The following is a 21,269-nucleotide window of genomic DNA, read 5'->3' on the forward strand; positions in this document are numbered from 1 at the left end:
TTCGTCGCGTCGCTTCGCGATGTCGCTGCGCTCCACCCTTGACAGACCGTCCCGCCACGGAAAGACAAGAGACTGCCAGGAAACCCCCAAAAGAACGGGCCGGTCCTAGATTCAAAGGGCGGGCCCATCAGCGATGCACGGCCGGGTTCCCGGCGGCAGGCCCGGCCCGGGCCCTTCCAGACCGCCCTCAGGGTCGGGGCAGCCCAACCACCCCCAAACAGCGACCAAATGACGCCGGCGGGAGGTCAGACGGGCCCCACGCCCCAGATCGCTACGCGCTCCTCCCCGACGGCGTCCGACGACCGCCTGGGGCTGGACATAAGCCGCCCACAATCGCTACAAACGCACCCAAAGCGGGCGACTGCAAGCCTTTTGTGGCTGTTCGCGACGCCGTGATGCCTCTTGCCGTAGTGAGAGGTTGAGATCACCGACATACGGGTCCGTCAGGACGCCGAAGACCGCTCAACTGACCCGCAGACGCCCACGAAGCGTCTCAACTGACCTTCGTGGGCGGCCTATGACCTGCCCATGCCGGGCTGATCGACGCCAGACGACGTCAGTTGTGTAGCGATCCGTGGCGGCCTATTCCCAGCCCCAGAGGGCCGTCGGACGCCGTCGTCGAGGAGGGCGTAGCGATCCGTCGCGGCCTAGACCAGCCCCGGACGGGTGGCAGACGCCGTCGTCGAGGAGCGCGTAGCGATTTGACGCGCCAATCCTCCCCCGAGGCGCTTGTGGTCGGGGTTTCGGGGAGCTGGGCCGCCTGCCCGGCCCGGGAAGCGACCTTCGAGGGCCCGAGCTCGGGACCGGCCCCTCCCCAGACGGCCCGGACATCCCTGACCGGCCCGTCCTTGATCCTCGGACCGGCCCGTTCTTTTGGGGGTTTCCTGGCAGTCTCTTGTCTTTCCGGGGCGGGACGGCCTGTCAAGGGCGGCCGCAGGCCGTCGCGCAGCGACGCGACGAAGGAGCGCCCTTGACAGGCCGGCCCGACACGGAAGGACTATGGGACTGACGGGAAACCCCCAAGACTTCTCTGATTGGGCCCGGCTCGGACCCCGCCACCCGAAGCCTCTGCCGTACAGGACTACCCGCCCCCGCCCCACCACCGCGAGCGGCGGGTGGGCAACCGCCGCCCCCGGGCGTGCCCCGAGGGGGGAGAAGTCCCGCACGCGCGTGAACCCGTACCCCCCCCGCCCCCTACTCCCCCCGCCCCCTACTCCCCCCGCCCGCCGATCTGCGACCGCACCGCGCCCATGCTCGCCGCGATCACCAGGGCGATGGCGAGGGCGTCCAGGGCGGACATCGCCTGGTTCAGGACGAGGAAGCCCGCGGTGGCCGCGATGGCCGGCTCCAGGCTCATCAGGATCGCGAAGGTGGGGGCCGGGAGCTTGCGCAGGGCCAGGAGTTCCAAGGTGTACGGCAGGACGGAGGAGAGTACGGCCACCCCGACGCCCAGGGCGAGGGTGCTCGGGACCAGCAGGTCCGGGCCCGCCTCGACGACGCCCAGGGGGAGCGAGATCACCGCCGCCACCGCCATCGCCAGTGCCAGGCCGTCCGCCTGGGGGAAGCGGCGGCCGGTGCGGGCGCTGAAGACGATGTACGCCGCCCACATGGCCCCCGCCCCCAAGGCGAAGGCCGCGCCGAGGGGGTCGAGGCCGCCGAAGCCGCCCCCACCATGGCTGGAGAGGAGGACGACGCCCGCCAGGGCCAGGCCCGCCCACAGCAGGTTGACCAGGCGGCGGGAGACGATGACGGAGAGCGCGAGCGGACCCAGTACCTCCAGGGTGACGGCCGGGCCGAGCGGGATCCGGTCGACGGCCTGGTAGAAGAGGCCGTTCATGCCGGCCATGGCGATGCCGAAGGTGATCACGGTGCGCCAGTCGGAGCGCGAGTAGCCGCGCAGCTTGGGCCGGCACAGGAGCAGCAGCACGATCGCGGCGGCGGCGAGCCGGAGGGTGACCACGCCGGCCGCCCCGACCCTGGGCATGATCGTGACCGCGAGGGCCGCGCCGAACTGCACCGAGACGCCCGCCGAGATCACCAGCGCGACCGGCCCGAAGCGGGTGGCCCCGCGGCCCGCGGTGGGAGCCGGGGAGACGGCGGGCACGGCGTTCGCGGCGTTCGCGGCGTTCGCGGCGGGCACGGCGTTCGCAGCGGGCACGGCGTTCGCGGCGGCGGGGGTCGTCGGGCACGAGGAGGGCGCGGTCATCTCACCAGAGTAGACGTCCGTAAGGAGTGTCACCGCTCGTCTCGCCTTACAGGCGCTCCGTGAGCGGTTCGGGGCTCGTGAGCCCCACTCGTGCGATACAGCCGCGAACCAACGCCGCGTGTCCGCCACGGTGTCTCATCCGCTGGACGCGGCGCGGTGGCGCCCACTTGGACCCGATACGCTCGGCCCGTGGCTGAGATCCAGATTCCCGCTGACATCAAGCCCGCCGACGGACGCTTCGGCGCGGGCCCCTCCAAGGTGCGGACCGAGGCGCTGGACGCCCTCGCCGCCACCGGAACCTCCCTGCTCGGAACCTCACACCGCCAGGCCCCGGTCAAGAACCTGGTCGGCTCGGTGCGCCAGGGTCTCCGGGACCTCTTCTCGCTGCCCAAGGGCTACGAGGTGATCCTGGGCAACGGCGGCTCCACCGCCTTCTGGGACATCGCGACCGCCGGGCTCATCGAGCAGAAGTCCCAGCACCTCACCTTCGGCGAGTTCTCCTCCAAGTTCGCCAAGGCCGCGAAGCTCGCGCCGTGGCTGGACGAGCCCTCCGTGATCTCCTCCGAGCCGGGTACGCACCCCGAGCCGGTCGCCGAGGCGGGCGTGGACGTGTACGCGTACACGCACAACGAGACCTCGACGGGTGTCGCGGCGCCGATCAAGCGCGTCGCGGGCGCGGACGCCGGTTCGCTCGTCCTGGTGGACGCGACCTCGGGCGCCGGCGGCCTGCCGGTGGACATCACCGAGACGGACGTCTACTACTTCGCCCCGCAGAAGTCCTTCGCCTCGGACGGCGGCCTGTGGCTGGCCGCGTTCTCCCCGGCCGCCCTGGAGCGCGCCGCCCGCGTGCACGCGTCGGGCCGGCACATCCCGGAGTTCTTCTCCCTGCCGACGGCGATCGACAACTCGCTGAAGAACCAGACGTACAACACCCCGGCACTGTCCACCCTCTTCCTGCTGAACCAGCAGCTGGAGTGGATGAACAGCCAGGGCGGTCTGGAGTTCACCACCGGTCGTACGGCTGCCAGCGCGCGCAACCTGTACGGCTGGGCGGAGGCGTCGAAGTACGCGAACCCGTTCGTCGTGGACGCCGACAAGCGCTCGGCCGTCATCGGCACGATCGACTTCTCGGACGACATCGACGCGGCGGCCGTCGCCAAGGTGCTGCGCGCCAACGGGATCGTGGACACCGAGCCGTACCGCAAGCTCGGCCGCAACCAGCTCCGTATCGCGATGTTCCCGGCGATCGACCCGGCGGACGTGCAGGCGCTGACCGCGTGCATCGACTACGTCATCGAGAAGCTCTGACCTGATCGGCAGCTGACTGGCACACGGAGCCCCCGGCGACCCCTGGTCGTCGCGGGCTCCGCGCGTTCGCCGGTCCCCACGCATACGGACAGCACCCCCGCCGGGACCTTCGTCCCAAAAATCGGGGCAAAGAGCCCGTAAACGGAAGATCCTCACCCCCGGCCCGGCCTGCGTCTTTACCCCTCAGGACCTTCGGCAGGCCTTCCCCCGACCCCCGAACCGGCCCGCAACCAAGCGCCCCGGGATGTCCCTCATGTCTGGTGTGCCGGGAAACAACCCCGGCCCGTTCAGGAGGAATTCCCATGCGCAAGGCACTCACCATCGCGAGCATCGCCCTCGCCTCGTCGATGGCGCTCGGCGGCGCCGCCACCGCTTTCGCCGCCGACTCTCCCGCCCACGACTCCCACTCCGCGATCGGCACGGCCGCCCACGCGGACAAGGCGGGCCTGAAGCTGTCGGCGTCGACGGCCAAGCCCGGCTCCTCCATCAGCTTCCAGATGGACGTTCCCGACGGCTCCACGAACCTCTCCGTCTCCTCCAAGCCCTGGACGGCGTGAAGATGACCGACGGCCGGGGCGGCACCGCCACGGTCGCCGACGTCGCCGACGGCACGTACGGGGTCTCCCTGACCGGCACCGGCCGCGACGGCGCCAAGCTCCAGGCCACCGCGCAGCTGACCGTCATGAAGGGCGACAAGCCCACGCCGACGGCGTCCACCGTGAGCCTGTCCACCGACTTCGGCCGCCCCGGCGACAAGGTCGTCGTCACCATCAGGACCGGCGCCGCCGAGAAGAACGCCTTCGTGAAGTCGGACGCCTTCACCGGCGGCCAGGTCAACCTGAAGGACGACGGCCACGGCACCTGGACCGGCACCGCCGTGGTGGCCAAGGACGTCAAGACCGGCTACTACGGCGTCGAGGCCTACGCGGGCGGCAAGAAGTTCGACACCGTCAAGTTCTCCACCGAGGGCAAGAGCACCCCCGACGTGAAGCCGCAGCCGCAGCCGAAGCCCCAGCCGCTGAAGCCGAGCGAGCACAAGACCCCCAAGGGTTCCGTGAACACCGGCGAGGCCCCCGTCGGCTACGTGCCCGAGACCGGCGATGCCAGCGATGTCTGAGCCCGCCACCACCTCCCTCCGCCGGGGCGGCCACGCACGTCGCGCGGCCGCCCGGGCGGGGGCCTCGGTCCTCGCCACGGCCCTCGCCGTGCTCCTCGCCTCCGGCTGCTCCGCGGGCGACGGCGGCAAGAAGAGCGGCCCGGCCCACGCTGCCGCCGCCGCCTCCCTCGCCCCGTCCGTCCCGGACCACATCGAGATTCCCGACATCGGCGTGGACGCCCCGCTGGACACCGTCGGCCTCGACGCCCAAGGCGTCATGCGGGAACCCGACTTCGCCAAGCCCAAGGACGCGGCCTGGTACGAGAACGGCCCCACCCCCGGCGAGCCGGGCGCGGCCGCCATCGTCGGCCACATGGACACCCCGCAGGTCGCCAAGGCCGTCTTCTTCGACCTCAAGAAGCTGAAGAAGGGCGAGGAGATCGACGTCCACCGCGCCGACGGCACCACCGCCGTCTTCTCCGTCGACGAGGTCGACACCTTCAAGAAGGACGCCTTCCCCACCGACAAGGTCTACGGCGACACCCGCGGCAAGGCCGAGCTCCGCGTCATCACGTGCGGCGGCCACCTCACCGCGGACCGCCACTGGGACGCGAACGTGGTCGTGTTCGCCCACCTCACGGGCGAGGCGTAGCCCTTCACGCGATACCTTCAGCTCTCCGGGGTCAGGACTCCGGAGAGCGATCTTGGAGGCAGCGGCGTGAGCGTGCGAGTGACGGCGGCCCAGAGCGGCGTGGACCCCTTCGGCACGGCCCGGCTGCGGCGCGGGGTGCTCGACGCGTGGGGGGCGGGCCCGGCCCGGTTCCGGGAGGACGCCAACGCCGAGGAGGACCTCGCGCTCGGCGGCTACCGCGACCGGCTCGTCGTCGAGCTGGCGCAGAACGCCGCCGACGCCGCCGCCCGGGCCAAGGTGCCGGGCCGGCTGCGGCTGACCCTGCACGCCGGCGAGGGCGACCACGGGCACGCCGTGCTGGCCGTGGCCAACACCGGTGCCCCGCTGGACGCGACGGGCGTGGAGTCGCTGTCCACCCTGCGCGCCTCCGCCAAGCGGGAGTCCGCGGACGACAGCGTCGGCCGCTTCGGCGTCGGCTTCGCCGCCGTGCTGGCCGTCTGCGACGAGCCCGCGGTGCTGGGCCGGCACGGCGGGGTCCGCTGGTCCCTGGCCGAGGCCCGCGAGCTGGCGAAGGACGCAGCCGTCGGCAGCCCCGGCCTCGGCGACGAGCTGCGCCGCCGCGACGGGCACGTCCCGCTGCTGCGCCTCCCGCTGCCCGCCGAGGGCACCGCGCCCGAAGGCTACGACACGGTGGTCGTCCTCCCGCTGCGCGACGCGGCCGCCGAGGACCTGGTGGAGCGGCTGCTGGCCGGTATCGACGACGCCCTGCTGCTGACCCTGCCGGGGCTGCGAGAGGTCGTGGTCGAGACCCCGACCGGGGGCACCCGCACCCTGCACCGCGCCGACGAGGGCCCGTACACCGTCATCGAGGACTCGCTGACCGGCACCAACCGCTGGCGCACCGTCCGCCACGGCGGCCCCATCGAGCGGGCCCTGCTCGCCGACCGGCCCGTGGAGGAGCGGCTGCGGCCCGCCTGGGCGGTGTCCTGGGCGGTGCCGGTGGACGCCGAGGGCGCTCCGGTGCGCCCGGCCACCGCGAGCGTGGTGCACGCGCCGACCCCGACGGACGAGCCGCTGGGCATCCCCGCGCTGCTCATCGCGACGCTGCCGCTGGACACCACCCGCCGGCACCCGGCGCCGGGGCCGCTGACCGACTTCCTCGTGGAGCGCGCGGCCGACGCGTACGCCGAACTGCTCGGCGAGTGGGAGCCGGTGAGCACGGCGCTCGTGGACCTCGTACCGGGCCCGCTCGGCAAGGGCGAGCTCGACGGGGCCCTGCGCGCGGCCGTACTGAAGCGGCTGCCCCGCACCGCCTTCCTCGCCCCGGCGGCCCCCTCCGAGGAGCTGTCGGCGCTGCGCCCCTTCGAGGCCGAGGTGGTGGAGGGCGCGGGCGCCGACACCGTGCGGGTCCTCGCGGAGGTGCTGCCGACGCTGCTCCCGGCGGGCCTGGAGCGGCGCGCCGAGCTGCGGACGCTGGGTGTGGGCCGGCTCCCGCTCGGGGATGCCATCGAGCGGATCGCGGGCATCGAGCGGACCCCCGACTGGTGGCACCGGCTCTACGACAGCCTTGCCGGGGTGGACCCGGACCGGCTGTCCGGGCTGCCCGTGCCGCTCGCCGACGGCCGTACGACGATCGGCCCGCGCCACGTCCTGCTGCCCTCCGGGGACACGCCGGCCGACCTGGCCCGCCTCGGGCTGAAGGTGGCCCACCCGGACGCGGCGCACCCGTTGCTGGAGAAGCTCGGCGCCCTCCCGGCGACGCCGCGGGCCGTCCTGACGACCCCGCAGGTGCGGGCGGCCGTCGCGGCCTCCCTCGACGCGGGCGAGATCTGGGACGAGGACGCGGACACGCTGGACGCCGACGAACTGGCCGAGGTCGTCCTGGGGCTGGTCCGCGACGCCGAGCTGTCGCCCGGCGACGAACCCTGGCTCGGCGCGCTGGCCCTGCCCGACGAGGACGGCGAGCTGACCCCGGCGGGCGAACTCCTGCTACCGGGCAGCCCCTTGGCCTCGGTCGTCCGCGAGGACGAGATCCCCTACCTGGACGCCGAACTGGCCGCCCGCTGGGACGCGGACACCCTCACCGCCTGCGGGGTCCTCGCCACCTTCCAGCTGGTCCGCGCCACCGACGTCGTCCTCGACCCGGACGAACTGGAGCCGCGCGAGGGGGACTTCGCGGAGCCCGACGACGCGGGGCTGCTGGACGCGGTCGACGTCTGGTGCGAGGACCTCCTCGACCAGCTGCCCGACACCCCGGTCCCCCCGGTGGCCACGGAACTGGTCGCCGTCCGCGACCTCGACCTGGTCGACGACGACTGCTGGCCCCAGGCCCTCGCGATGCTCGCGCAGCCCCCGCTCCGCGACGCCCTCACCCAGCCCGTGCGCATCCTGCTCCCGGACGGCACCACGCAGTCGGTGCGCCCGTACACCGCCTGGTGGCTGCGCGATCACCCGGTGCTCGACGGCCGCCGCCCGGCCGGTCTGCGCGCGGCGGGCGGCGATCCGCTCCTGGAGGGCCTCTACACCTCGGCGGACGCCACCGGCTTCGAGGACGAGCAGGTCCTGCGGGCCCTCGGCGTACGCACCACGGTCTCCGCCCTCCTGGACGAGCCCGGCGGCGCGGCCGAGCTCCTGGGCCGGCTCGCCGACCCGGACCGCGAGGTCACCGGCCGCCAACTGCACGGCCTGTACGGGGCCCTGGCCGACCTGGACCCCGAGCAGGTCACCCTCCCGGACGAGCTGCGCGCGGTGGTGGACGGCGAGGTGGTCGTGGTGGACGCGGCCGACGCGCTCGTCGCCGACGCCCCGGACCTCCTCCCCCTCACCACCGGCCTCCCCCTCCTCCCCGTCGCCCCGTCCCGGGCGGCGGACCTGGCGGACCTCCTCCAGGTCCGCCGGCTCTCGGAGACGGTCCCGGCGGAGGTGACGACCCCGGGCGAGGTCCACGAGGTACCCGAATCGGTCCGCATCCTCCTCGGCCCCTCGACCCCGACCACGTACGTCGAGCACGAGGAACTGATCGCGGGCGGCATCGAACTCGACTGGCGCCGCACCCCCGACGGCACCCTCCACGCCTCCACACTGGAGGGCGTGGCGGCGGGCCTGGCCTGGTCGGCCTCCCAGTGGCCCCGCCGCTTCGAGGTGGCGGCACTCCTGGAGGACCCGTCCCGCACCGGGGAACTGGCCCGCGACAGGTGGTTCGACTGACGCGGCGACGGGCCTAGGCCGGGAACTTGCGGTTCACCCAGCGGAAGGTGAATTCGATCAGGGTCGCGGCCACCGCCGCGGTGGCCACCGCGATCCACGGCATGGTGGCGCCCTCCAGCTTCAGCTGGAAGAAGTCCTGGAGCCACGGCACCACGAGGACGATCAGGAACGCCCCGCCCATGGCGCCGACCAGGCCGACGCGCCACCAGGTGTACGGGCGGGCGATGATCGCCAGGACCCACATGGAGGTGAGGAAGAGGGCCAGGGTGGCCGCGCTGGTCTCCGCCTTGAGGGAGTCGGGGCCCGTGTAGTGGGCGCGGGCGATCAGGTACGTCACGAAGGTGGCCGTCGCCGCGATCACGCCGCCGGGGATGGCGTAGCGCATCACGCGCTTCACGAAGTGCGGTTTGGCGCGCTCCTTGTTCGGGGCCAGGGCCAGGAAGAAGGCCGGGATGCCGATCGTGAGGGTGGACAGCAGGGTCAGGTGGCGGGGCAGGAAGGGGTACTCGACCTGCGAGCAGACCACCAGGATGGCGAGGAGCACCGAGTAGACCGTCTTCGTGAGGAAGAGGGTCGCGACGCGGGTGATGTTGCCGATGACGCGACGGCCCTCGGCGACCACCGAGGGGAGGGTGGAGAAGCTGTTGTTGAGGAGGACGATCTGCGCGACGGCGCGGGTGGCTTCCGAGCCCGAGCCCATGGAGACGCCGATGTCGGCGTCCTTGAGGGCGAGCACGTCGTTGACGCCGTCGCCCGTCATCGCGACCGTGTGGCCTTTGGACTGCAGGGCTCCGACCATGTCGCGCTTCTGCTGCGGGGTGACGCGGCCGAAGACCGCGTTCTCGTCGAGGGCCTCGGCCATCCCGGCCTGTTCGGTGGGGAGCTTGCGGGCGTCGACGGTGTTCTCCGCGCCCGGCAGCCCCAGCTTCCCGGCGACCGCGCCGACGGAGACCGCGTTGTCGCCGGAGATGACCTTCGCCTTGACGTCCTGGTCCTCGAAGTAGCGCAGGGTGTCGGCGGCGTCGGGACGCAGCCGCTGCTCCAGGACGACGAGTGCGGTCGGCCTGACCCCGGTGGCCACGGCCTCGTCGTCGAGCTCTCGGCCGGAGCGGGCCAGCAGCAGGACGCGTAGGCCCTGTTCGTTGAGGTCGTTGATCTCGTCGAGGGCCGGGTCCCCGGCGGGGAGCAGGACGTCGGGGGCGCCGAGCAGCCAGGTGTTGTTCTCGCCGTCGCCCTCGCTGAAGCTGGCGCCGCTGTACTTGCGGGCGGAGGAGAAGGGGAGGGACTCGGTGCAGCGCCATTCGGCGCTGTCGGGGTAGGCGTCGATGATGGCCTGGAGGCTGGCGTTGGGGCGGGGGTCGGATTCGCCGAGGGCGCCGAGCACCTTCTTGACGTACGCGGGGTCCGTGCCGCCGAGCGGGCGGAGCTCGGTGACGTCCATGCCGCCCTCGGTGAGGGTGCCGGTCTTGTCGAGGCAGACCACGTCGACGCGGGCCAGCCCCTCGATGGCGGGCAGTTCCTGGACCAGGCACTGCTTGCGGCCCAGGCGGATGACGCCGATCGCGAAGGCGACGGAGGTGAGGAGGACGAGGCCCTCGGGGATCATCGGGACGATGCCGCCGACGGTGCGGGCGATGGAGTCCTTGAGGTTGTTGTCCTTGACGACGAGCTGGCTGATGATCAGGCCGATCGAGGTCGGGATCATCATCCAGGTGACGTACTTGAGGATGGTGGAGATGCCGGAGCGCAGCTCGGAGTGGACGAGCGTGAAGCGGGAGGCCTCTTCGGCCAGCTGGGCGGCGTAGGCCTCGCGGCCGACCTTGGTGGCGGTGAAGGCGCCGCCGCCGGCGACCACGAAGGACCCCGACATGACGGTGTCGCCGGGCTTCTTCAGGACGGGGTCGGCCTCGCCGGTGAGCAGGGACTCGTCGATCTCCAGGCTTTCGGCCTCGCCGACGGAGCCGTCGACGACGACCTTGTCCCCGGGCCCGAGTTCGATGACGTCGCCGAGGACGATCTCGGAGGTGGAGATCTCGGCGGTGCGGCCCTCGCGGCGGACGCTGGGTTTGGCCTCGCCGATGACGGCGAGGCCGTCGAGGGTCTTCTTGGCGCGCAGTTCCTGGATGATGCCGATGCCGGTGTTCGCGATGATCACGAAGCCGAAGAGGCTGTCCTGGATGGGCGCGACGAAGAACATGATCACCCAGAGGACGCCGATGATGGCGTTGAAGCGGGTGAAGACGTTCGCGCGGACGATGTCGGCGGTGGAGCGGCTGCTGCGGACGGGAACGTCGTTGACGTCGCCGCGCGCGACGCGTTCGGCGACTTCGGCGGTGGTCAGCCCGGCGGGCTTGAACCGGGGCGCCGGTGGCCGCACGGGGTGTACGGGGTCGAGTTCGGCCCCCGCGTCGATGGCCCCGGTGGCCCGCTCCGGCCCGTCGTGGTCGATGTCTGCCCGCTGCGTCATGGTTTCGACGGTAAGCGTGGTTCGAACGCTTCACCCGCCGAGCGAACCGAAGATCCGACTTCGGGATGACCCGAATCGTCCCCTGGTCGCCCCTTTCGCTGACGGAGGGTGTCAGGGGACCGGCCTTAGCGTGCGGCTCATGGACCTCATCGTCGAACTCCGGCAGTACACCCTCCACCCGGGTGCCCGGGACACACTGATCGACCTGTTCGAGCGCGAGTTCGTCACCGGGCAGGAGGCGGTCGGCATCAGCGTCGGAGGCCGCTTCCGGGACCTCGACGACCCGGACCGCTTCGTCTGGCTGCGGGCCTTCCCGCACATGGCGGCGCGGGACCGGGCGCTGAGGGCCTTCTACTACGGCCCCGTCTGGCAGGCGCACCGGGAGGCGGCCAACGCGACCATGGTGGACTCGGACGACGTGCTGCTGCTGCGCGGGCCGGGCCTGCCGGCTCCGCCGGTCGCCGGCAGGCCCGGGCCGGGCGCGGGCGAGGCGGGCGCGGGCGCGGGCGCGGGCGAGCGAGGGAGGCCGGGCGTCGGCGGGCCGGGCGTCGTGACCGTGTGCCATCCACTGGACGGGGACTTCGCCGTCCACTTCGAGCGGGAGCTACGCCCCGCCCTGGCCGCCGCCGGGTTCCCGGCACTGGCGGTGCACCGCACCGAACACGCCGAGAACACCTTCCCGGCGCTGCCGGTCAGGGAGGGAGAGGACGTCCTCCTCTGGTTCACGCAGGGCGCGACCCCGCCACCGCTTCCGGACCTGTCGGCCCGCCTCCGCTCGACGCCGCAGCACCTGCGGCTGGAGCCCGTACGGCGGACCTAGGCGGGCGGGGTCTGCTCGGCCCGCTCCGCCTGCTCGGCGGCGTGGCGCTTGAGGGCGGCGTCGCGGCCGCGGACGTACCAGATGCCGATCAGGCCGAGGAAGCCGCCGGCCGCGCAGGTCCAGACCCACCACAGCAGGTCCCGGTCGGCGAACCAGCCGTAGAAGGGGAGCTGGGCGAGGAACATGGCGAACCAGAGGATCGTGCCGCCCGTGATGGTCGCGACGACCGGGCCCTCCAAGGGCTCGGGAGCCTCGTGCCTCGCTGTCCATTTCGCCATGCGGCAAGTCTAGGCGGGCCGGGCCGGGGTCTACGCGCGGAGATGGACTCCCCTTCGTTCATGTGTTCATACTGAAACGGTTTGGGCCAGGCCCATTTTCTTCGTATGAACCCCCATTTGAGGACCGTATGAGCACGTCGGCCCCCGCCCCCGAAGCCATCCGTCCGGAGCCCTCCCCCCAGGGACCCTCCGGCGGCCTGGACCGCTACTTCAAGATCTCCGAGCGCGGCTCGACCATCGCCCGCGAGGTCCGCGGCGGCTTCGCCACCTTCTTCGCGATGGCCTACATCATCGTGCTGAACCCGATCATCCTCGGCAGCGCGAAGGACATGTACGGGAACCAGCTCGACGGCGGCCAGCTCGTCACGGCGACCGTCCTGACCGCGGCCTTCACCACCCTCCTGATGGGCGTCATCGGCAACGTCCCGATCGCGCTGGCCGCCGGCCTCGGGGTCAACACGGTCGTCGCCCTCCAGCTCGCCCCGCGCATGAGCTGGCCCGACGCCATGGGCATGGTGGTGCTGGCGGGCTTCGTCGTGATGCTGCTGGTCGCGACCGGCCTGCGCGAGCGGGTCATGAACGCCGTCCCGACGGGCCTGCGCAAGGGCATCGCGATCGGCATCGGCCTGTTCATCATGCTGATCGGCCTGGTCGACTCCGGCTTCGTCACTCGCATCCCGGACGCCGCGCACACCACGGTCCCGCTCCAGCTCGGCACCGGCGGCCACCTGCACGGCTGGCCCGTCCTGATCTTCGCGGTCGGCGTGCTGCTCACGCTCGCGCTGCTGATCCGCAAGACGCCCGGCGCGATCCTGATCTCCATCGTGGCCATGACCGTCGTCGCGGTCGTCGTCCAGCTGGTCGTCGAGATCCCGGACACCGGCTGGGGCCTGACCGTGCCCGAGTGGCCGGGCAACCCGGTGGCCGCGCCCGACTTCGGGCTCGTCGGCCAGGTCAGCCTCTTCGGCGGCTTCGGGAAGGTCGGGGTGCTGACGGGCGTCCTGTTCGTCTTCACCGTGCTGCTGTCCTGCTTCTTCGACGCCATGGGCACGATCCTCGGCGTCGGCGACGAGGCGAAGCTGATCGACAAGGAGACCGGCGAGTTCCCCGGGATCAACCGGGTCCTGCTGGTCGACGGCCTGGCCGTCGCCTCGGGCGGCGCGACCTCCTCCTCGGCGACCACCTGCTTCGTGGAGTCCACGGCCGGGGTCGGCGAGGGCGCCCGCACGGGTCTGGCGAACGTCGTGACGGGCGGTCTCTTCGCCGTGGCGCTGTTCCTCACCCCGCTCGCCACCATGGTCCCGTCCCAGGCGGCCACCCCCGCCCTGGTGGCGGTCGGCTTCCTGATCCTGGCGGGCTCGGTCAAGGACATCGACTGGAGCGACTTCACCATCGCCGTCCCGGCCTTCCTGGCCATGGTGATGATGCCCTTCACGTACTCGATCACCAACGGCATCGGCATCGGCTTCATCGCCTTCAGCGCGCTGCGGCTGGCGACCGGCCGGGGCCGTGAGGTCCCGGTGGCCATGTACGTCGTGTCGGCGGTGTTCGTCTTCTACTACGCGATGCCCGCCCTCGGCCTCACGTAAGGCTCGTGCCAGGGCTCACGTGAGCCCGTAGAACTTCTCCGTCTCGTCGACGGCCGCCTTGAAGCGCTCGTCGAAATCGTCGCGAATGAGCGTCCGGACCACGTAGTCCTGGACGCTCATTCCGCGTTTGGCGGCATGAGTCCGGAGCCTGTCGAGGAGCTCCCCGTCTATGCGCATGCTCAGCACATGTGTCCCCATGCCGAAAGGGTCGGGGCTGAGGGCGTGTACGCGTGTCACTTTCCGCGCCCCACTCACCCTTACGAGTGACTGAGGGCGACGAAGGGGTCAGAAGGAAACCCGGTGTTCTTTAGCTAGAGTAATGAGTTACTCTAAAGACATGCGTGACCTTTCCCATGGCGACGACGCTGCCGCCGTGAACGACCTCCGCTCCGCCGTCATGCGACTGGGCCGGCGCCTCAAGCACCAGCGCGTCGACGAGTCGCTGAGCCCGACCGAGATGTCGGTCCTCGGCACCCTCGCCCGCTGCGGCCAGGCCACCCCCGGTGAGCTGGCCCGGCGCGAGCACGTGCAGCCGCCGTCGATGACCCGCATCGTCGCCCTGCTGGAGGCCAAGGGACTGGTCACGCTGGAGCCGCACCCCGACGACCGCCGCCAGAAGGTGGTCCGCCAGACCGAGGAGGCCGAAGCGATGCTCGAAGAGAGCCGTCGCAAGCGGAACGCCTTCCTGGCCGGGCTCGCGGCCGAGCTGACCGAGGAGGAGTGGGCCAAGCTGCGCGAGGCCGCACCCGTCCTGGAGAAGCTCGCGCACCTATAAGGACGACGCCAGGAGGCGAACGCTTTTGAGTACGGGAAACGGAGCAGACTCCGCACCCGACCACATATCCACCCCCACTACTGACGCACGCGCGGGCAAGAACTCGATGTTCAGCTCGCTGAAGATCCGGAACTACCGGCTCTTCGCGACCGGCCAGGCCGTGTCGAACACGGGCACCTGGATGCAACGCATCGCCCAGGACTGGCTGGTCCTCTCCCTGACCGGCTCCGCCTCCGCCGTCGGCATCACCATCGCCCTGCAGTTCCTGCCGATGATGCTGTTCGGCCTCTACGGAGGCGTACTCGCCGACCGGCTGCCCAAGCGGCCGCTGCTGATCACCACCCAGAGCGCGATGGGCCTCACCGGTGTCGCACTCGCCGCGCTCACCCTGGCGGGACACGTCCAGGTCTGGCACGTCTACCTCGCCGCCTTCCTGCTCGGCCTCGTCACCGTCGTGGACAACCCCGCCCGGCAGACGTTCGTCCCCGAGATGGTCGGCAAGGACCAACTGGCCAACGCCGTCAGCCTGAACTCGGCGAACTTCCAGTCCGCGCGGCTGGTCGGCCCGGCGATCGCCGGTGTGCTGATCACCGCCGTCGGCTCCGGCTGGGCCTTCCTGCTGAACGGACTGTCCTTCGCCGCGCCCGTCATCGGCCTGCTGCTGATGCGCACGAACGAACTGCACCCGGTCGAGCCGCAGCCCCGCGCGAAGGGGCAGCTGCGCGAGGGCCTGCGCTACGTCGCCGGCCGGCCGGAGCTGATCTGGCCGATCGTGCTGGTCGGCTTCATCGGGACCTTCGGGTTCAACTTCCCGATCTGGCTCTCCGCGTTCGTCGACAACGTCTTCCACGGGGACGCGGGCACATACGGGCTCTTCAACACCCTGATCGCGGCCGGCTCCCTGGCCGGCGCGCTGCTCGCGGCCCGGCGGGGGCTCTCCCGGCTGCGGCTGCTGACGGCGGCCGCCGTGCTGTTCTCGGCGCTGCTGATCGTGACGGCCTTCGCGCCGGGCTTCTGGCTGTTCGCGGCGCTGCTCGTGCCGATCGGGCTGTTCGGGCTGACGGTCAACGTCACGGCCAACTCCAGCGTGCAGATGGCGACCGACCCGGAGATGCGGGGGCGGGTCATGGCCCTGTTCATGATGGTGTTCACGGGCGGGACCCCGGTGGGCGCGCCGCTGGTGGGCTGGATCACGGACACGTACGGCGCGCGGGTCGGTATGGCGGCGGGTGGCGCGGTGTCGCTGGCCGCGTCGCTCGCCATCGGGCTGATCCTCGCCCGGGTCGGCAACCTCCGCCTGCGCGTGAGCCGGCACGGGGTGGCGTTCGTCCCCGCCGCCGGCTCGCGCCGCCGCGAACTGGTGGCGGTCGCCTAGGCGCCTGCGGCCCGGCCTCCTGGGGCTCCGCCCCAGACCCCGCGTCTCAAACGCCGGCGGGGCTGAAACATCCAGCCTCGCCGGCGTTTGAGGCGCGGGGGTCCGGGGGCTGGCCCCCGGCAACGGCGGCGCGGCCGAGCGCACCCCTCGGCACCGGCGGCGCCTATAGGCTCGGGGCCATGAGACTGTTCGTCGCCGTGCTGCCGCCCCCCGCGGCCGTCGAGGAGCTCGCGCAGGCCCTGGAGGGGCTGCGCGACGACCGGCTGCGCTGGACCGCCCAGGCGGGCTGGCACTTCACTCTGGCCTTCCTCGGCGAGGTGCGGGACGAGCTGCTCCCCGAGTTGCACGTCCGGCTGGCCAGGGCCGCCCACCGCACGGCCCCGTTCACGCTGCGGCTGCACGGCGCCGGGCACTTCGGGGACCGCGCTCTGTGGGTCGGGGCCGCCGGGGACCTCGACGGGATGCGGATGCTCGCCGAGCGGGCGGACGCCGCCGCGCGGCGGGCGGGCGTACCGATGGGGCAGCACCACCGGTACACCCCGCACCTCACCCTGGGCCGCAGCCGCGACATCAAGCGTGACCACCCCGACCAGGGCCAGGGTGACGGCCTGCGGCACTACCTGGAGGGGCTCGCCTCCTTCGAGGGGACGGCCTGGCAGGTCGGCGAGCTGAGCCTGGTCCGCAGCAACCTGCCCACCAGCGGGATCCCCGGCGAGCAGCCCCGCTACGAGACGGTCGCGGCCTGGCCCCTGGAAGGCTGACCGCGGGGACCGGTTAGGCTCGACGGGTGGATCCCAAGACCAGAAACCGTGTGATGGCCGGTGTGCTCGTGCTGATGTTCGTCGTCGTGGCCGTGGCGGCCGCCGTCGGCCAGTAGCGCCCGGCGGACCGTCCACGGCTCGACGTCGATCACCAGGCGAAGGCCTCCGGGGACGGTCCCGGCCCGGGGAAGATCTCGTCCAGCGCGGCCAGTACCTCCTCGCTCAGCTCCAGTTCCAGCGCGCGCAGCGCACCGTCCAGCTGCTCGGCGGTGCGCGGGCCGACGATGGGGCCCGTCACGCCCGGCCGGGTGAGCAGCCAGGCCAGGGCGGCCTCGCCGGGCTCCAGGCCGTGCTTCTCCAGCAGGTCCTCGTACGCCTGGATCTGCGCCCGTACCGAACTGTTGGCCAGCGCGTCCGCCGCCCGCCCGGAGGCCCGGCGCCCGCCCTCGACCTCCTTCTTGATGACCCCGCCGAGCACGCCGCCGTGCAGCGGCGACCACGGGATGACCCCGAGGCCGTAGTCCTGGGCCGCCGGGATGACCTCCATCTCGGCCCGCCGCTCGGCGAGGTTGTAGAGGCACTGCTCGCTGACCAGGCCGACCATCCCGCGCCGGGCGGCCGTCTCGTTGGCCTGGGCGATCTTGTAGCCGGGGAAGTTGGAGGAGCCCGCGTAGAGGATCTTGCCCTGCTGGATCAGTACGTCGACGGCCTGCCAGATCTCCTCGAAGGGGGTCCGGCGGTCGATGTGGTGGAACTGGTAGACGTCGATGTGGTCGGTCTGGAGCCGCTTGAGGCTGGCCTCGACGGCCCGGCGGATGTTCAGCGCCGACAGCCTGTCCTCGTTGGGCCAGGTCTCGCCCTCGCGGGACATGGAGCCGTAGACCTTGGTGGCGAGGACCGTCTTCTCGCGTCGGCCACCGCCCTGGGCGAACCAGGTGCCGATGATCTCCTCGGTGCGGCCCTTGTTCTCACCCCACCCGTACACGTTGGCGGTGTCGAAGAAGTTCAGGCCCGCGTCGAGCGCGGAGTCCATGATCGAGTGGCTCGTGGGTTCGTCTGTCTGCGGACCGAAGTTCATCGTGCCGAGAACGAGTCGGCTGACTTTGAGTCCGGTGCGTCCGAGCTGCGTGTACTTCATGGACCACAAGACAAACGCTTCGAGTGCACTCAAGGCAAGGGCGTAACCCGCGGCAGCAACTCCTCGGCGGTGGTGTCCAGATGGAGCTGGATCAGACGGTGCGGGAAGAAGAATCCGCTGTCCGTGCGGAAGAGCAGGATGCGCTCCTCGGCGGTGTGCAGGAAACGCCGGTAGCGGTAGGGAGTGCGCCCCCGGTACGCGAGGACCGCGCGGATCGTCCAGTGGCGTACGACCGCCAGGCCCCCGTAGCGGAAGCCCCGCACCAGGGCGAAGAGTGCGCCCAGCAGAGTGGCGACATAGCCGGCGCGGCGCAGGTCGTGCTCGGGCGAGGCCAGGGCGATGAGCGCGGTCAGGCACACGGCGGCCACGACCAGGCCCGCGAACCCGTGGACCAGGGAGAAGCGGACCGTCCGGCGGACGCCCTCGTTGGGGCGGGGGCGCCGGTCCTGTAGGGATGGTTCGAACTGGTTGCCGAAGATATAGGCCTGGCCCAGCAGGAAAGCCGCGACCGGGGCGAGCCACGCGGGCTCCGGGCAGAGCAACTGGACGACGTAGCCGACCAGGCACATGAGGGCCAGCCAGACCGAGGCGGTCAGCGCGAAGCGCTTCATGGGGAACCTGCCCGGCTCGTACATCGCCCGCTCGCGCCGGCGCCAGGTCCACCGCATCTGCTCCACAGGGGAGAACACGTCGGTGAGCGAGGCTTCCCACTGGGTGGCGGAGACCCATAAGTAGGCCAGCCCCACCACCACGGGTCCCGGTCCCCCCAGGTCAACGCCCGTCATCGTCATGACGAGCCCGAGGAGGATCACCGTCCCTCCATTGGCCGCGAGGGGGATCAGCACGTCCCCGCGCTCCCCCTTGGCAGCCGTGCCCCCGCCCTCCGGACTCCGGAGGAAGTGCTTCTCCGACTCGTACGCCTGCGCCGCGGTGGAGCACACCATGCCCAGCGCGAGGACCACGGCCGCCGGCAGACTGGCGTGCAGCACTCCGGCCCGGTCGGCCGCCGCCACCCACAGCGCGGCTGTGCCGAGGGCGCAGGCCGCCATGGCCACGTTCGGAGCGGCCCGCGGCAGGATCCCCTCCCGGCGGGACAGCCAGCTCAGGTCCAGCCGGTCCAGGTACAGGACGTGCTCCTTGCGTGCGGTGAGCGTCCGGGCCAGCCAGGTCAGCCAGGTCAGCGTCCGCTCCGGGGCGCCGTCCGGCCGCGGGCGCTCGCGCCGCAAGCACTCCCCCACGTACGCGTCAAAGATCCGGCTGCGGCGCTCGGCGTTGCTGCCGCCCATGCGCAGATCGTCCGCGGACCGGTTGGCGTAGGTGATGCTGATGATGTTGAGCATCATCGGGGACTGCAGCAGCGGCCACAGCTCCTGGTTCTCCTCCAGCGCCGCGTGCACGTCGGCGAGGGCCGCCCTGTTGACGTTGAGGTAGGCCTGGACGTCCTGCCGGATCGGCGGCTGGATCTCCACGTAGCGCAGCGCGTGCAAGCCCTCGGCGAGGCGGCGCAGATCGCCTTCGTCCGTCCGGCAGCCGACGGCCATGCCCGGGCAGAGCTCGCGCAGGCGCAGCAGTTCCTTGACGCACTTGGGCCGATCGGCCTCCGGTACCTCGTCCAGTCCGTCCAGCACCGGGAGCAGCAGGTGCTGGTCCAGCAAGCTGCGTACGAGCAGGGCCGAGACGCCCTTGATCTTGCTCAACTGGGCGGCCAGCCATTCCTCGATCGGTTCGCCGCGGTAGGTGTCGAGGCGCAGGTAGACCGGGATGCAGGAAGGGTCCCGGTCGTGGCCGCCGGCCAGGGCCTCCTCGGCCAGCCGGTGGGCGAGGCAAGCGAGCTGCGTGGTCTTGCCCATGCCCGCCTTGCTCAGCACCACGAGGTCTTCCATGTCCTCGTAGAGCGCGCGGACGCTGCTCACGGTCTCCACCCGCCGGGGATCGGCCCGCCGGCGGGTCCTCTCCCGGCGCCTGCTCCCGAAGTTCGCCTCCTCCGGCTGCTCGAGGATCACGAACCGCGGTTCGAGGTAGTAGTGGGCCTCGGCCCGCCCGAAGTCCTTGGCCGCCCGGGCCATGACCGCCTTGATCAGCGTGCGCCGCATCCGCACCGCGTGCTTGTCCCGGCGGGAGCGGGCCGGTGAGGCGAACACCGCGGCCGCCCACGCGAGGACGGTCCGCACGAAGCGGCGGAGGGGGTAGCGTCGCAGGTCCGCGTCGGGGCCGGCGGAGCTCTCAGGGATCTCCGGGCTCTCGTCCTCGACTCCGGGCAGCGGCGGAGGCGGTGGCTCCACATCGGCGGGCGGCTGCTGCCGGGCCTCGGCCCGGTGCCAGCGCGGCTCCCATGTGCCGGGGTCCCCGCCCAGCGCCTTGACCAACAAGCGGAACGACTCCAGCTCCATACGCCCCTTGCCGGAGAACGCTTGCGACATGTAGCCGTCGCTGCGATGTGCCGCGGCGGCCATTGCCCTGACCGACGGGCGCTCCGCCGGTTCCAGCTCCATGTAGAGCTCGTCGTAGACGCGGCGCATGAGCGCCGCCCAGGACCGGAACTGCGGTGCGGCGGCCGCCGGATCGGGGCGCTGCGGGCCCTTGGGCTGGGAGCCTCCACGTCCTGCCATTCACTCTCCTCGTTCGGAGCCCGTTCATTGGCGTTCACGCGTTCACGGTTGCCCGAAGCCCCTGGTGGACGGCTTGCGAGCGGAGGAACGTCGTCGGTGGGAGTTGCCGCCGGCCGGGTCGCCGGGGGCTTCCGTCCCTGCCCGGAGCACCCATCTTGGCCGGCCGGGCGGCGCTTGTACGGCCAACTGCCAGGTTCAGGGGATTCCTTGGCGGATCTGCCGAAGTCCCCTTCCCCTGCCCGTCCTCAGAGGAGTTCACCGATGACTGCTTACCGCCTTCTCGCCTCCCTCGGCGGCCTGTTGACGGCCGCGCTGGGCCTCCTCGCCGAGGCACCATGGTGGGTGGTCGGCGCCCTGGTGTTCGGCTGCCTGCTGGTCCTGCGGGCCGAGGCGCTCGTCAACGCCCGCAACGAAGCCCGCCGCGGACTGCACGAGGACCGGCTCCTGGGCGAGGTCTCGGGGAAGCAGGCCCTGGACTACCTGAGGGAGATCAGGCAGGCGCAGCAGCCGACTGCGGGTACGGCTGCGGATGAGGGGGCGGAAGAGACGGCCTAGCCCTGCGGGCGGTAAGGGCCGCCGAGGCCCCAGGCCTGGTGCAGCACCGCCGCGAACTCCCCCGCCAGCCGGTGCTCGCCGGAGGCGTTGGGGTGGGTGCCGTCGTAGGTGTCCTGGTGGATGTCGTACGAGGCCGGGCGCGCGGCCAGCAGGACGGGGGAGGCGTCGCTCGTCAGGTCGGCGACCGCCTTCGCCAGGAGCTCGTTGAAGCGGTCGACCTCGGCCGCGAACGGCGCGTCCTCCTCGGCCCGGACGTTCGGGATCACCGGGAGCAGGACCATCCGGATTCCCGGGCGGGCCGCTCGCGCCTCGGCGATGAACCGCCGGGCGTTGGCGGCGGTCTCGTCGGCCTTCGTGTAGAAGCCGAGGTCGATCAGACCGAGGGAGACGAGCAGGACGTCGGCCCCCCCCGGCCCGCCCGGGGGGGGGGGGGGGAGGAGTTTCCCGCGTTGGG

At 71.9% G+C, this 21,269-nt stretch carries 18 protein-coding genes; 11 read left to right on the forward strand and 7 right to left on the reverse strand.

Annotation, left to right across the window (positions count from 1 at the left end):
* Positions 1-1,210: 1,210 nt before the first annotated feature.
* Entirely contained in the window at positions 1,211-2,206 is a 996-nt protein-coding gene (locus tag ACFV9H_RS12975; protein ID WP_385397011.1) for a DMT family transporter, read from the reverse strand.
* A gap of 189 nt (positions 2,207-2,395) precedes the next feature.
* Between ACFV9H_RS12975 and serC the strand changes: the two genes are divergently transcribed.
* From serC to ACFV9H_RS13000, 5 genes are all read left to right on the forward strand, one after another.
* Complete coding sequence (gene serC / locus ACFV9H_RS12980) at positions 2,396-3,514, forward strand: phosphoserine transaminase (RefSeq protein ID WP_385397013.1); 1,119 nt, start codon at positions 2,396-2,398, stop codon at positions 3,512-3,514.
* 302 nt (positions 3,515-3,816) lie between these two features.
* Positions 3,817-4,071 (forward strand): hypothetical protein, encoded by a 255-nt coding sequence (locus tag ACFV9H_RS12985; protein WP_385397015.1) that lies wholly within the window; start codon positions 3,817-3,819, stop codon positions 4,069-4,071.
* Positions 4,068-4,631, forward strand: coding sequence for a hypothetical protein (locus ACFV9H_RS12990; protein ID WP_385397017.1), 564 nt, complete (start codon positions 4,068-4,070; stop codon positions 4,629-4,631). The genes ACFV9H_RS12985 and ACFV9H_RS12990 overlap by 4 nt, the downstream gene beginning before the upstream one ends.
* On the forward strand, positions 4,624-5,262 hold the full coding sequence (locus ACFV9H_RS12995; protein WP_385397019.1) for a class F sortase: 639 nt from the start codon (positions 4,624-4,626) through the stop codon (positions 5,260-5,262). Before ACFV9H_RS12990 ends, ACFV9H_RS12995 begins: the two co-directional genes overlap by 8 nt.
* A 66-nt stretch (positions 5,263-5,328) precedes the next feature.
* Entirely contained in the window at positions 5,329-8,448 is a 3,120-nt protein-coding gene (locus ACFV9H_RS13000; protein WP_385397021.1) for a sacsin N-terminal ATP-binding-like domain-containing protein, read from the forward strand.
* A 13-nt stretch (positions 8,449-8,461) separates the two neighbouring features.
* On the opposite strand, the gene ACFV9H_RS13005 is transcribed toward ACFV9H_RS13000, so the two are convergent.
* Entirely contained in the window at positions 8,462-10,915 is a 2,454-nt protein-coding gene (locus ACFV9H_RS13005; protein ID WP_385397023.1) for an HAD-IC family P-type ATPase, read from the reverse strand.
* A gap of 139 nt (positions 10,916-11,054) precedes the next feature.
* Here ACFV9H_RS13005 and ACFV9H_RS13010 point away from each other — a divergent pair, with 139 nt between their 5' ends.
* Entirely contained in the window at positions 11,055-11,735 is a 681-nt protein-coding gene (locus tag ACFV9H_RS13010) for an NIPSNAP family protein (protein WP_385397025.1), read from the forward strand.
* On the opposite strand, the gene ACFV9H_RS13015 is transcribed toward ACFV9H_RS13010, so the two are convergent.
* Positions 11,732-12,013, reverse strand: coding sequence for a DUF2530 domain-containing protein (locus ACFV9H_RS13015; protein WP_385397027.1), 282 nt, complete (start codon positions 12,011-12,013; stop codon positions 11,732-11,734). The two genes, ACFV9H_RS13010 and ACFV9H_RS13015, sit on opposite strands and share 4 nt — an antisense overlap.
* Before the next feature lie 128 nt (positions 12,014-12,141).
* Here ACFV9H_RS13015 and ACFV9H_RS13020 point away from each other — a divergent pair, with 128 nt between their 5' ends.
* Positions 12,142-13,602, forward strand: coding sequence for an NCS2 family permease (locus ACFV9H_RS13020; RefSeq protein ID WP_385397029.1), 1,461 nt, complete (start codon positions 12,142-12,144; stop codon positions 13,600-13,602).
* 15 nt (positions 13,603-13,617) lie between these two features.
* Here the strand turns inward: ACFV9H_RS13020 and ACFV9H_RS13025 are convergent, their stop codons facing one another.
* Positions 13,618-13,800 (reverse strand): hypothetical protein, encoded by a 183-nt coding sequence (locus ACFV9H_RS13025; protein ID WP_030156886.1) that lies wholly within the window; start codon positions 13,798-13,800, stop codon positions 13,618-13,620.
* A gap of 139 nt (positions 13,801-13,939) precedes the next feature.
* Here ACFV9H_RS13025 and ACFV9H_RS13030 point away from each other — a divergent pair, with 139 nt between their 5' ends.
* The 3 genes from ACFV9H_RS13030 to thpR all read left to right on the forward strand — a co-directional run bounded on the left by ACFV9H_RS13030 (position 13,940) and on the right by thpR (position 16,513).
* Positions 13,940-14,377 carry a MarR family transcriptional regulator gene (locus tag ACFV9H_RS13030; RefSeq protein WP_329381216.1) on the forward strand — a complete coding sequence of 146 codons (438 nt, stop codon included), beginning with the start codon at positions 13,940-13,942 and terminating at the stop codon, positions 14,375-14,377.
* Between the two features lie 25 nt (positions 14,378-14,402).
* Positions 14,403-15,752, forward strand: a complete 1,350-nt coding sequence (locus ACFV9H_RS13035; protein ID WP_385397031.1) for an MFS transporter — start codon at positions 14,403-14,405, stop codon at positions 15,750-15,752.
* A gap of 179 nt (positions 15,753-15,931) precedes the next feature.
* Positions 15,932-16,513, forward strand: coding sequence for an RNA 2',3'-cyclic phosphodiesterase (thpR, locus tag ACFV9H_RS13040; RefSeq protein ID WP_385397033.1), 582 nt, complete (start codon positions 15,932-15,934; stop codon positions 16,511-16,513).
* Between the two features lie 148 nt (positions 16,514-16,661).
* Here thpR and ACFV9H_RS13045 read toward each other — a convergent pair whose 3' ends face one another.
* Both ACFV9H_RS13045 and ACFV9H_RS13050 read right to left on the reverse strand, forming a co-directional pair.
* A complete protein-coding gene (locus ACFV9H_RS13045) occupies positions 16,662-17,651 on the reverse strand; it encodes an aldo/keto reductase (RefSeq protein ID WP_385397035.1) in 990 nt (329 codons plus the stop codon).
* A gap of 29 nt (positions 17,652-17,680) precedes the next feature.
* Entirely contained in the window at positions 17,681-20,260 is a 2,580-nt protein-coding gene (locus ACFV9H_RS13050) for an NACHT domain-containing protein (protein WP_385397037.1), read from the reverse strand.
* Positions 20,261-20,521: 261 nt separating this feature from the next.
* On the opposite strand from ACFV9H_RS13050, the gene ACFV9H_RS13055 reads away from it, so the two are divergent.
* A complete protein-coding gene (locus ACFV9H_RS13055; protein WP_385397039.1) occupies positions 20,522-20,815 on the forward strand; it encodes a hypothetical protein in 294 nt (97 codons plus the stop codon).
* Here ACFV9H_RS13055 and ACFV9H_RS13060 read toward each other — a convergent pair.
* A partial coding sequence (locus ACFV9H_RS13060; protein WP_385397041.1) for a GDSL-type esterase/lipase family protein occupies positions 20,812-21,269 on the reverse strand: 458 nt, incomplete at its 5' end. The genes ACFV9H_RS13055 and ACFV9H_RS13060 overlap by 4 nt on opposite strands.

The organism is Streptomyces sp. NPDC059874, from assembly GCF_042731135.1.
In the GTDB taxonomy this organism is placed as follows: domain Bacteria; phylum Actinomycetota; class Actinomycetes; order Streptomycetales; family Streptomycetaceae; genus Streptomyces.

Bases quoted from the DNA above. Each gene is read 5' to 3' on its own strand.
- ACFV9H_RS13005 (WP_385397023.1), bottom strand. From the start codon at position 10,915: ATGACGCAGCGGGCAGACATCGACCACGACGGGCCGGAGCGGGCCACC.
- ACFV9H_RS13015 (WP_385397027.1), bottom strand. From the start codon at position 12,013: ATGGCGAAATGGACAGCGAGGCACGAGGCTCCCGAGCCCTTGGAGGGC.
- ACFV9H_RS13025 (WP_030156886.1), bottom strand. From the start codon at position 13,800: ATGGGGACACATGTGCTGAGCATGCGCATAGACGGGGAGCTCCTCGAC.
- ACFV9H_RS13055 (WP_385397039.1), top strand. From the start codon at position 20,522: ATGACTGCTTACCGCCTTCTCGCCTCCCTCGGCGGCCTGTTGACGGCC.
- thpR (WP_385397033.1), top strand. From the start codon at position 15,932: ATGAGACTGTTCGTCGCCGTGCTGCCGCCCCCCGCGGCCGTCGAGGAG.
- ACFV9H_RS12985 (WP_385397015.1), top strand. From the start codon at position 3,817: ATGCGCAAGGCACTCACCATCGCGAGCATCGCCCTCGCCTCGTCGATG.
- ACFV9H_RS13045 (WP_385397035.1), bottom strand. From the start codon at position 17,651: ATGAAGTACACGCAGCTCGGACGCACCGGACTCAAAGTCAGCCGACTC.
- ACFV9H_RS12995 (WP_385397019.1), top strand. From the start codon at position 4,624: ATGTCTGAGCCCGCCACCACCTCCCTCCGCCGGGGCGGCCACGCACGT.
- ACFV9H_RS12975 (WP_385397011.1), bottom strand. From the start codon at position 2,206: ATGACCGCGCCCTCCTCGTGCCCGACGACCCCCGCCGCCGCGAACGCC.
- ACFV9H_RS13030 (WP_329381216.1), top strand. From the start codon at position 13,940: ATGCGTGACCTTTCCCATGGCGACGACGCTGCCGCCGTGAACGACCTC.
- ACFV9H_RS13050 (WP_385397037.1), bottom strand. From the start codon at position 20,260: ATGGCAGGACGTGGAGGCTCCCAGCCCAAGGGCCCGCAGCGCCCCGAT.
- ACFV9H_RS13010 (WP_385397025.1), top strand. From the start codon at position 11,055: ATGGACCTCATCGTCGAACTCCGGCAGTACACCCTCCACCCGGGTGCC.
- ACFV9H_RS13020 (WP_385397029.1), top strand. From the start codon at position 12,142: ATGAGCACGTCGGCCCCCGCCCCCGAAGCCATCCGTCCGGAGCCCTCC.